The following is an 11,261-nucleotide window of genomic DNA, read 5'->3' as shown; positions in this document are numbered from 1 at the left end:
CGCTGAATGATCAGATCGTCTATCTCACTGTTGTCAACCATGAGCTCACCCCGAATCAAATCGGTAAAACGGGTATTGCCGGTTGTCGGCGACCGAAAACGAATGGCCACTGGCACATCACTGGGTGGAGACTGACGATGCAGGCACCGACCATCGTATTTGGGCTTCTCGCCTCGGTTGCGCTGCGCCTCGCGCATCGACTCCAGTTCTTCGGCTGAACAATAACAAGGATAGGCATGACCACCATCGACCAATTGGCGGACCACCTCGGCATAGCGCTCGAATCGATCGGTTTGGAATACAGGCGCCTCATCGGCATCAAGTCCGAGCCATTGCATCCCGTCGAGAATCGCCTCAACCGCCTCATCCGTTGAGCGCTGCCGGTCGGTGTCTTCAATGCGAAGCACAAACCGTCCTTGCTCTTTTTGCGCCTGCAACCAGCAAAAAAGCGCAGTTCGGGCACCGCCAACGTGCAAATAGCCGGTTGGACTCGGCGCAAATCGGGTGGTGTAGACCATCGGCGACAAACTCTCGAAAATCGATGCGATAGTCTACCAGAATCGCCGGGGCGAACGCGATTGACCCGTTGCGCGACGCGCCGTAGAATCGGCCCCTCATTTCGGGCGATTAGCTCAGCGGGAGAGCACTGCCTTCACACGGCAGGGGTCGCTGGTTCAATCCCAGCATCGCCCACCATTCATTCCCAGCAATCGGTGCTGTGCGATCGAATATGGCTCCGACCGGATATTCGATCCAGGCAGATTCAACCCCGCCGTTTGATGGTTGTAACCGACGCCACCTTGACGGGTGGGCTTTCGCTACGACGGCGATTCCAGACCTGATCCACGATATAGTGGTCTCGTGAGTATTCCTCAACCGCATCACTCAATACGTTGAGCATGCCCTCGATATCCGATCGCTCGGCGCAGCTCTCAATGCGAGACAGCAGCGTTTCAATCACTGGCCACGGCAGATTCTTCTCCTGAGCCCGCATGATTTTAGCGTGTTCTGTACCCATTACCCGATCACCGATTAACAGCTCTTCAAAGAGCTTTTCGGCCGGCCGTAAGCCGGTGTACTTGATTTCGATATCACCATCGGGATTCTCATCATCGAGAACGGTGCGACCCATGAGATGAACCATTCGTCGGGCAAGATCATCAATCTTTACTGGCTTGCCCATATCTAGTAAGAAAACGTCACCGCCTTGCCCCATGGCACCGGCCTGAATAACCAATTGCGCGGCCTCGGGAATGGTCATGAAGTAGCGGATTATTTCAGGGTGTGTGACCGTGACCGGACCGCCGCGCCGAATCTGTTCCCGAAACAGCAACACCACGGATCCGCTTGATGCAAGCACATTGCCAAAGCGGACCATACAGAATCGTGTGTCCGAGCCTCTTTCGTTTAGCGCCTGCAACACTAGCTCGGCAAGACGCTTGGTTGCGCCCATCACATTGGTTGGATTTACCGCTTTATCGGTCGAAACAAGCACAAAATGCTCGACTCCGGCACTGATCGCGGCCGCTGCACACTGATAGGTGCCAAATACATTGTTGATCACACCGGAGATAACGTTGCCTTCCACAACTGGCACGTGTTTGTAAGCCGCGGCGTGATACACCGTGTTCACGCCAAAGGTTGTCATGATCTCGGTTAATCGACGCTTCTCACGTACACAGCCTAGCAGAGGAAAAATCTCATAATCACCCCCTGATTCGTGCCGTAGCCGACGTATTTCTTTTTCGATGTTGTATAACCCCAGCTCGCTGTTCTCAAATAACAGTATGGCTTTGGGTTCATGGTTAACAATTTGACGCGATAACTCAGAACCAATGGACCCGCCTGCTCCGGTCACCATAACAACTTTGTCGGCCAGACATCGTCGCAACAACGATTCATTTGGCGGGACAGCCTCACGATCGAGAAGATCGTTGACTTCGACATCACGAAAATCGTCGATGCGTGTTTCGCCCGACACCAAATCGCTGAGATCTGGCATGATCTGCACATGCACCGGAATGTTCTCGAGTGAATTAATGATTTCCTGTCGTCGACGTCGGCTGACCGACGGCACGGCCAACAGCAGTCGGGTGATTGACTGCTCCGAAAGCACTCGCTCGAGACTTTCCGGCGAATACACCGTGACACCGCTGACCTCACTGCCCTGTAGCGAGCGCTTTTCATCAAAAAAGGCCATAGGCAAAAATGACTCGCCGCTGAACAGCGTCGCCGCCAGTTGCGCTCCAGCCTCGCCGGCGCCGTAAATACCGACGCGCTCGCGACTTCTGAATCGGGCACGTAGCAGGCTCCGAACCATCAATCGGCAGCCACCCAAATAGATGAACGCAAAAATGCCGTAGAGCAAGAGCAGGCTGATCGACAGATTTGAATTGAAAAGAAAGTTGGCAGCCAAGCCAAACACAGTCACGGAAAAGACGATCGCAATTGCCATTGCTTTGAGTGTGCTGGTGCTGACAAATCGGACGATCATCCGGTGCAGGCCGAAATAGGAAAATATTGGCAGGGCAATGATCGCGGTAAGCGGGTACAACCAAAGGGTGTGGATTATCTCGGGAGAGAAGCTCTCAGACTTGATGACCACCGCACACCAAAAGGCCACGGGCATCATAACGAAGTCGGTTGCGGCAAGGATGATCCGCTTAACGTCTCGCGGCAAACCGCGGAGCCTGCGTGCAAACGAGTCCGTGAATCGGATTAGCACAGAATTCATGTTATGTACCTTCCTTAGATCAAGCGCGATGACAAAAATGCGCCTGGTTTAGACGACATTCGATGTCGGCGACAGTCATTGCCCCTGCATGCCCCCTGTGGCAATCAACTCTATGACTAAGTATATCCCGATTAATCCACCTCATCACTCATTTAATGTAAAAAAGCCATACACGATGTGCTGTGCTGAGGACGCTTCGGCTTTTCTTGGAATATAGGCTATCTGCAGATCGCGCTTGGCGAGCAGAGCGACGTGACAGGCCAATTAGTCCGCGTCGATGATGGCCAGCAGTTCACGCGTCTTGTTCTGCATGAGCGCCTTATCAGCCCGGCTTTCCACATTGAGCCGCAACAGGGGCTCTGTGTTCGAACTGCGCAGATTGAAGCGCCAATCGACGAACTCGATACTCAGTCCATCGGTTCGATCCACTTTGAGTGCATCGGCGCTGTAGCTATTCTCAACGCGCGCAATGACTGCCGGGGCATCCGCAACCGTACGATTTATCTCGCCGCTGGCCGGAAACATGGCCATACGCTCGGCGACCAATTCCGACAGTGGTTTGCCCGTCGCCGATACTAGACCAGTCACCAGTAACCACGGAATCATGCCGCTGTCGCAATAGGCAAAATCACGAAAATAGTGGTGCGCACTCATTTCACCACCGTAGACCGCATCGTGATCGCGCATAACCTGCTTGATGAAGGCGTGTCCGGTTTTGCTGAGCACCGCCGTCCCACCAGCGCTGTTGGCAATATCGACTGTGTTCCAGGTCAATCGCGGATCGTGCACAATCGCCTGGTCAGGGCGCTGTGCCAAGAAACTGCTGGCGAGCAGACCCACCACGTAGTAGCCCTCGATAAAGAAACCCGACTCGTCAAAGAAAAAGCAACGATCGTAGTCGCCGTCCCAAGCGATGCCGATATCAGCGCCACTTTCTTTTACCGCCTTGATCGTGGCCGGTCGATTCTCTTCCAGCAATGGATTGGGAATACCGTGCGGAAAACTATCGTCGACGTCATGGTGCACGCGAATAAAATCGAAGGGCAGGTGTGGTTCCAACAAGTCAACCACCTTGCCGGCACCGGCGTTACCGGAGTTGCACACCACTTTGAGTGGCTTGAGAGCGTCGACATCGACGTAGCCTAACAGGTGTTGAACATACCGCTCTTCATTGGCAATAACATCGATTGATCCGGGTGTCCGATCCTCGAATACGCCAGCCTCGGCGATTCGTCGAATATCATTCAGACCATTGTCGCCGCTGATCGGCTTGCTTTGCTCGCGCACAAACTTGAGTCCGTTGTAGTCGATCGGATTGTGGCTGGCGGTGACCATGATGCCACCGTCTACTTTAAGATCGAAGGTCGCGAAATACACTTCTTCGGTACCGCATTGACCGATGTCGAGCACACTCGCACCACCGTCGGTAAGGCCCCGGCACAACGCTGTTTTAAGCGCTTCGCTCGACCGGCGAATGTCACGCCCCACAATTACTTTCGACGGCGATAAGAACTCGGCATAAGCCCGGCCGATACGATACGCCACCTCTTCGTTAAGCTGGTCAGGCAGGCGTCCGCGCACATCGTAGGCCTTGAAACACGTAATATCGATCGGTTCGAATGCACTCATGGACTAAATCCCCGAAATAGTGAAGTGGCGTAATGCCAGGTAGGGCAACGGTTTAACGTCGATCAGTCGGTGCGACCAGCGCGACCGTACGTATCTTCGTAGCGCACGATATCGTCCTCACCCAGATAGCTGCCCGACTGCACTTCGATAATCTCGAGCGGTACGTTGCCCGGATTGGCGATGCGATGCACCGTGCCAAGCGGAATATAAGTCGATTGATTTTCGGTGAGTAAGAACACTTCTTCACCTCGAGTAATTTCAGCGGTACCCGTCACCACTATCCAGTGCTCGGCGCGATGGTGGTGCATTTGCAAGGACAATACGGCACCGGGTTTCACAGTCAGGCGTTTGACTTGATAGCGATAACCATTATCGATGCTGTCGTAGGAGCCCCAAGGCCGAAACACCTCGCGATGAAGACCGACTTCCTCGCGACCCTGCGACTTAAGTTTATCGACGATTTTTTTCACATCCTGCGATCGCCCCTTCGGCGCGACCATGACCGCGTCGGCCGTCTCCACTATGATGTGGTTCGACAGACCGACCGCCGCAACCATGCGACTGGTGGAATGGGCATAGCAATTATCGCAGGCTTCCAGCACGACATCGCCCACCATGACATTGTTGTCGCTATCGGCTGGCTTACTGGCGTGCAAGCTGCTCCAGTTACCCACATCGCTCCATCCCGCATCAAGCGGAACCACCACCGCATTGGTGGTCTTCTCCATAAGTGCATAGTCGATCGAGTCGGACGGAGACGCTTCAAACGCCGTCACGCCCAGGCGCGTAAAATCCAGATCCCGCTCGGCGTCGGTAACGGCCCGGCGACATTGCGCGACCATCTCTGGCGTAAACTGTTCCAGTTCCTCTAGATATTGATTAACTCGGAACATGAACATGCCGCTGTTCCACAAGTAACGGCCCGAGGCAAGGTATTCCGCCGCCGTTGCGCCGTCCGGCTTTTCAACAAATTCATCGACTTCGCACGCCGTGTTACCCGCCGAAGGACCTTTCTTAATGTAGCCATAACCGGTTTCCGGCTGGTCCGGAACAATACCGAAGGTGACTAGCTTTCCAGACATTGCTTGCTGATAGCCAACCTGCACGGCCTCCTGAAACGCCTTAACGTTGTGGATGACGTGATCGGCCGGCAACACGAGCATGACGTTTTCGTGCGCGTCATCGTCGCTTGAGACGATCAGCTGCATTGCCGCCGCCGCAACAGCAGGCGCTGTATTGCGGCCCACGGGTTCTAGCACGATGGCCGAGGGTTCGCAGTCGATTTTGCGCAACTGCTCCGCCACTAAGAACCGATGCGACTCATTGCACACCACAAGCGGTGCCCCACAGTTATCGACACCATCCAGTCTGCCGACAGTGTCCTGCAGCATTGTTTTCTCGGTAATCAAGGGCAGCAGCTGCTTAGGATAGAGACCCCGCGACAACGGCCATAGGCGCGTGCCGGAACCACCGGACAGTACAACTGGAATAATCATGACTCGTTCCTCTTCGTATCAGGCACCGCGCTCGCGGACCATCACGCAGACTCCGCTGCGTTATTTCTTCCAATGCCAAAATAGGTAAAGCCGTGTTTGCTCATCAGAGCAGGCTCATAGACATTGCGCCCATCGAACACGACCGGATGCGTGAGCAACTCTCGCATCTTGGTAAAATCCGGACTGCGAAATTCAGTCCACTCCGTGACCAACGCCAGCGCGTCGGCGCCCTCTAACGCCTGGAGCGCGGTCTCGGTAATCTCAAAATCATCGCGCTGCCCGAATTGCGCCTGCGCGCGGCCTCCAGCTACCGGGTCGTAGGCACGCACACGCACGCCGGCTTCCCAAAGCGCCTCGAGTAGGACCGCACTCGGCGCCTCGCGAAGATCGTCCGTGTTGGGCTTGAATGCCAGGCCCCACAACGCAACCGTTTTACCGGCCAGCTCATCGCCGAAGAACGCGCTGATCTTGTCGAACAGCACGTGCTTCTGCCGCGCATTCACCTGGTCCACCGCGTTGAGTAGCGGCATGGCCTCCCCTACCGACGCCGCTGACCCAATTAAGGCCTTAACGTCTTTTGGAAAACACGAGCCACCGTAACCACAGCCTGGATAGATAAAGTGATACCCAATGCGAGGATCAGCACCGATGCCCAGTCTGACCTGCTCGATATCGGCATTGAGTTTTTCGGCGAGATTAGCCACTTCGTTCATGAAACTGATTTTGGTTGCCAACATCGCATTTGCCGCATATTTTGTGAGTTCGGCGGATTCGATATCCATCATGATCAAGCGATCACGGTTACGCGTAAACGGATCATAAAGCGTGCGAAATAACTCACCGGTGCGCGGGTTGTCCGTGCCAACGATGATTCGATCAGGTCGCATAAAATCAGTGACTGCTGCGCCTTCTTTGAGAAACTCGGGGTTAGACGCCACATCCATTTCAATGTCGATGCCGCGGTCTTGCACCACGCGATCGAGCGTTGCGCGGACCTTTGCAGCGGTGCCCACGGGTACGGTCGACTTGGTGACAACGACTTTATAGTCATCCGCAAATTGACCGATCGTCTCGGCCACGCTGATCACGCGGGTAAAGTCAGCTGAGCCATCTTCATTGGGTGGCGTACCCACCGCAATAAACTGAAACAGTCCATGTTCGACGCCTTCCCGCGCCACAGTAGTAAAGGTTAGTCGGCCCGCTTCGATATTGCGAGTAACGATTTCTTGCAGGCCCGGTTCGTAGATGGGCACCTGACCCCGTTTAAGCATCGACACTTTTTCGTGATCAACGTCGACGCACACAACTTGATTGCCAGTTTCGGCAAGACAGGCACCGGTCACAAGACCGACATAACCAGAACCAAAAACGGTTACCTTCATAGACTACTCAAATAACGGGATAGCGCTGTATAAACGAGATCGCACCACAACGATCAAACGTTGTAGTACGCGCGAAACCATTTCACAAAATTTGCCACGCCGACCTCTACGCTCGTATCGGGTTTATAACCGACATCGGTGATCAGTTCGGAAACATCCGCAAAGGTCTCTGGCACGTCGCCTGCTTGGAGCGGTAGGTAGTTAATTTCGGCTTTCTTACCCAGACAATCTTCAAGCACCGATACGTACTTCATTAACTCGACGGGCTGGTTATTACCAATATTGTATATGCGATACGGCACCGAGCTGCAGCTAGGGTCAGGATGATCACTGTCCCAGTTGGCGCTCGGTTCAGCCGCTCGATCACTGGCGCGAATCACGCCCTCGGCAATATCGTCAACATAGGTAAAGTCGCGACGATGCTTACCGTAATTAAATACGTCGATCGGCTTGTTCTCGAGAATATTCTTAGTGAAAAGAAACAGCGCCATATCCGGCCTTCCCCAGGGACCATAAACCGTAAAGAAGCGCAACCCGGTCGTCGGAATGTTGTACAAATTGGAGTACGAATGCGCAATTAGTTCGTTCGCTTTTTTGGTGGCCGCATACAGCGTCAGAGGGTGATCGACGCTGCGCTTAACCGAAAACGGCATATTGGTGTGCGCGCCATACACCGAACTCGTCGACGCATAGGTCAAATGCTCGACATCGTGATGGCGGCAACCTTCGATTATATGTAGATAACCAACCAGATTGGCATCGATATACGCATGCGGATTTTCGAGCGAATAGCGCACGCCCGCCTGCGCCGCTAAGTGAATCACTCGATCAAACTTGTGCTGTTTGAACACGCGCTCCATTTCGTCGCGATCAACTAAATCCACTTTTTCAAAAATGAACCGATCATTACCGTCAAAGCGAGCGAGTCGTGCTTTTTTGAGGTTGACGTCGTAATAATCGCTGAGGTTATCAAGACCTACAACCGTATCACCACGTTCAAGCAGACGTTCTGACACGTGATTACCGATAAAGCCGGCGGCACCGGTGACTAAGATCTTCATGGTTCGCTGCTCAGAGTCTATAGACGACCATCAACGTCGTCTGGCGAAAAGAGGTGTTTAATGTCGTACAGAACATGCGTCTCGCGGCCAAGTTGACGCACGGCATCAACCCCCATATCTACGAACTGTTCGTGCGCCACAGCCAGCACAATGGCGTCGTAATGGCCCGTTTTAAGTTCCTGAGTAAGCGCCACGCCGTACTCGTGCTCCGTTTCTGCCGAATTTGCCCATGGGTCGTACACATCGACATTCGCGTCCAACGATTCGAACTCCTTGACCATGTCGATCACACGTGTGTTGCGCACGTCTGGACAGTTTTCCTTGAAGGTAAAACCGAGAATCAAAACATTCGAACCCACGACATGTATGCGTTTTTGTGTCATCAGGCGCGTTACCTGAGACACCACATAGATGCCCATGTTGTCGTTGATGCGACGCCCAGCAAGAATCATCTCGGGGTGATAACCCATCTCCTGCGACTTGTGTGTCAGGTAGTAAGGGTCGACACCGATACAGTGACCGCCAACCAAGCCGGGACGAAACGGTAAGAAGTTCCACTTGGTGCCCGCCGCCGCCAATACTTCACCGGTATCGATGCCCAAGCGATTAAAAATCAACGCAAGCTCGTTTACCAGAGCAATATTGACGTCGCGCTGGGTATTCTCAATAACCTTTGCCGCCTCAGCGACTCGAATAGACGACGCCTTGAAGGTGCCCGCGGTGATAATCGAGGCATAGAGTGCGTCGACCTTTTCCGCCACTTCTGGTGTCGAACCAGATGTCACTTTAAGAATCGTCTCGAGCCGATGCTCTTTGTCGCCGGGATTAATACGTTCAGGGCTGTAACCAACAAAAAAATCTTTGTTGTACTCAAGCCCCGACACATGCTCAAGAATAGGCACACACACTTCTTCGGTAGCACCTGGGTACACGGTGGACTCATAAATAATGATATCGCCTTGCTTGATCTGTTTCCCGAGCGTTCGGCTAGCCGCTTCCAGTGGCGACAAATCAGGCCGCTTATGCTCATCGATCGGTGTCGGCACCGTGGCGATAAGCACATTGCAATCGGCCAGATCATCCGGGTCCGCACTGAACGTGAGGTGCGTTGACGCTTTTAGCTCCTCAGGATCGACTTCAAGCGTATTGTCTTCACCGCGATTGAGTTCGGCAATCCGCGCCGTGTTGATATCGAAGCCTAACGTCGGGTATTTGTTGCCAAACGATACAGCAAGCGGCAGGCCGACATAGCCCAAGCCAACAACACCAATCCGGACGTCTTTCATATCAGTCATGTTTTATCCTTATCCTTTTCTTTCTCAATCGTTGCAGCGGTCTACAGCAAATAAATCGTTGCCAGCAGACCGGTAATCGACATGGTGATCGTATACGGCAGAGCCAGCCACATCATGCGTGTATAACTCAGTCGAATGAGCGGCGCGACCGCCGACGTTAACAAAAATAGAAACGCAGCCTGCCCGTTTGGCGTCGCAACACTCGGGATGTTGGTGCCGGTGTTAATCGCGATTGCCAGTTGATCGAAGTGCTCACGCGTAATGGCGCCTGACTCGTAGACTCGTTGCACTTCACCAATGTAGACAGTAGCGACGAACACATTATCGCTGATCATCGACAGCAGCCCGTTCGCCACATAGAACAACGGAATCTGAGCCGATTGATCTTTGGTAAACACCCATTCAATGATGGGTTTGAATAGCCCTTGGTCTTCGATCACCGCCACAATGCCGAAAAACACAACGAGCAATGCGGTGAACGGTAGCGCTTCTTCAAACGCATGCCCTATTCGATGCTCTTCCGTTACGCCAGTGAAGGCCGTTGCCAAGACAATCACAGCCAGACCGATCAACCCAACCTCGGCAATGTGGAAACCTAGCGCCAACACCAAGAAAACGACAATCGCCGCCTGCGACCAAAGCTTCACGACGTCGCGCGGACCGCGCTCTTTAGCCTGTTCATCATCATAGCTTTGGAGGATCTGCCGGACATTTTCCGGAAGCTCAGCGCCATAATTAAATAATTTGAATTTCTCGACGAGAAAGCAGGTGGTGAGGCCGACAAAAAAGACTGGAATAGTAATCGGCGACATCTGCACGAAGAAGGACTTAAAGTCCCACTCCATAATCGAGGCGATGAGCAAATTCTGCGGCTCACCCACCGTCGTCATAACACCGCCAAGGGCGGTACCGACAGCGGCATGCATCATCAGGTTGCGAAGGAATCGACGAAACTGTTTGAGATCCGATTGATGGGTGTCACACACCTTTTCATCGTCGGCATGATCATGATCATCATGAAAGCGTTTGCCGGAGGCGACGCGATGATAGACGCCGTAAAAACCAGCGGCAACGGTGATCACAACAGCGGTCACGGTGAGTGCATCAAGAAAGGCGGATAAAACCGCCGCAACAGCACTAAACGCCAAAGACAGTAAACGCTTGGATCTCACCTTCAACACAATTTTGGTGAAGATAAACATGAGAAGTTCTTTAAGAAAGTAGATGCCCGCTACCATAAAAACGAGCAGCAAGATGACTTTCAGGTTCTTCTCAACCTCATGAAAAATAGTGTAGGCGCTGGTTAGGCCAATGGCAGCGGCCTGAATGGCCAACAACCCACCCGGTTGCAGCGGGTAGCACTTCAGTGCCATCGCTAAGGTGAAAATGAATTCAAGCACCAGCATCCAGCCGACGATTTTGCCGCCTGCCTCACCCAACCCGTAGTACACCACCATGTTGACAACGAGGAAGCTAACAATTAACAGCTTGTACCATTCTGGGGAATTTCCCAGGAAGTTTCGCCACAGTGCTCTTAGCATGCTTTCTGATCCATGGTGCGTTGCCATATACCTGTACCCCCGGTTTGCTCAGGATTTTGATAAGGCACGGATTATATGCCGATTATCAGTCGCGAACCATGTATGAAAGGCGGATTTGTCTCA

General features: G+C 53.2%; 8 protein-coding genes and 1 tRNA gene. 1 reads left to right on the top strand and 8 read right to left on the bottom strand.

What is annotated here, in order from left to right; translation table 11 throughout:
* Positions 1-518, bottom strand: a 518-nt coding sequence (locus AAF465_01190; GenBank protein MEM7081335.1) for a glutamate--tRNA ligase family protein, incomplete at its 3' end; no start/stop codon positions are given.
* 103 nt (positions 519-621) lie between these two features.
* Here AAF465_01190 and AAF465_01185 point away from each other — a divergent pair.
* Positions 622-696, top strand: a tRNA-Val gene (locus AAF465_01185).
* Between the two features lie 67 nt (positions 697-763).
* Here the strand turns inward: AAF465_01185 and AAF465_01180 are convergent.
* The 7 genes from AAF465_01180 to nhaB all read right to left on the bottom strand — a co-directional run bounded on the left by AAF465_01180 (position 764) and on the right by nhaB (position 11,165).
* A complete protein-coding gene (locus AAF465_01180; GenBank protein MEM7081334.1) occupies positions 764-2,734 on the bottom strand; it encodes a nucleoside-diphosphate sugar epimerase/dehydratase in 1,971 nt (656 codons plus the stop codon).
* A 264-nt stretch (positions 2,735-2,998) separates the two neighbouring features.
* A complete protein-coding gene (locus tag AAF465_01175) occupies positions 2,999-4,363 on the bottom strand; it encodes a phosphomannomutase (protein MEM7081333.1) in 1,365 nt (454 codons plus the stop codon).
* Between the two features lie 62 nt (positions 4,364-4,425).
* Positions 4,426-5,859, bottom strand: a complete 1,434-nt coding sequence (locus AAF465_01170; protein ID MEM7081332.1) for a mannose-1-phosphate guanylyltransferase/mannose-6-phosphate isomerase — start codon at positions 5,857-5,859, stop codon at positions 4,426-4,428.
* Between the two features lie 41 nt (positions 5,860-5,900).
* Positions 5,901-7,241, bottom strand: coding sequence for a UDP-glucose/GDP-mannose dehydrogenase family protein (locus AAF465_01165; GenBank protein MEM7081331.1), 1,341 nt, complete (start codon positions 7,239-7,241; stop codon positions 5,901-5,903).
* A gap of 53 nt (positions 7,242-7,294) precedes the next feature.
* The gene (locus tag AAF465_01160) at positions 7,295-8,302 is read right to left on the bottom strand and encodes an NAD-dependent epimerase (GenBank protein ID MEM7081330.1); all 1,008 of its coding nucleotides are present in this window, start codon (positions 8,300-8,302) and stop codon (positions 7,295-7,297) included.
* Positions 8,303-8,319: 17 nt separating this feature from the next.
* Positions 8,320-9,597 carry a Vi polysaccharide biosynthesis UDP-N-acetylglucosamine C-6 dehydrogenase TviB gene (gene tviB / locus AAF465_01155; protein MEM7081329.1) on the bottom strand — a complete coding sequence of 426 codons (1,278 nt, stop codon included), beginning with the start codon at positions 9,595-9,597 and terminating at the stop codon, positions 8,320-8,322.
* 41 nt (positions 9,598-9,638) lie between these two features.
* Positions 9,639-11,165 carry a sodium/proton antiporter NhaB gene (gene nhaB, locus AAF465_01150; protein ID MEM7081328.1) on the bottom strand — a complete coding sequence of 509 codons (1,527 nt, stop codon included), beginning with the start codon at positions 11,163-11,165 and terminating at the stop codon, positions 9,639-9,641.
* Between the last annotated feature and the right edge of the window lie 96 nt (positions 11,166-11,261).

Source organism: Pseudomonadota bacterium (assembly GCA_039028935.1).
Classification (GTDB): domain Bacteria; phylum Pseudomonadota; class Gammaproteobacteria; order Steroidobacterales; family SZUA-146; genus SZUA-146.
The sequence above is the reverse complement of the archived record's forward strand: the minus strand, read 5'-3'. Positions and strand labels throughout refer to the sequence as shown.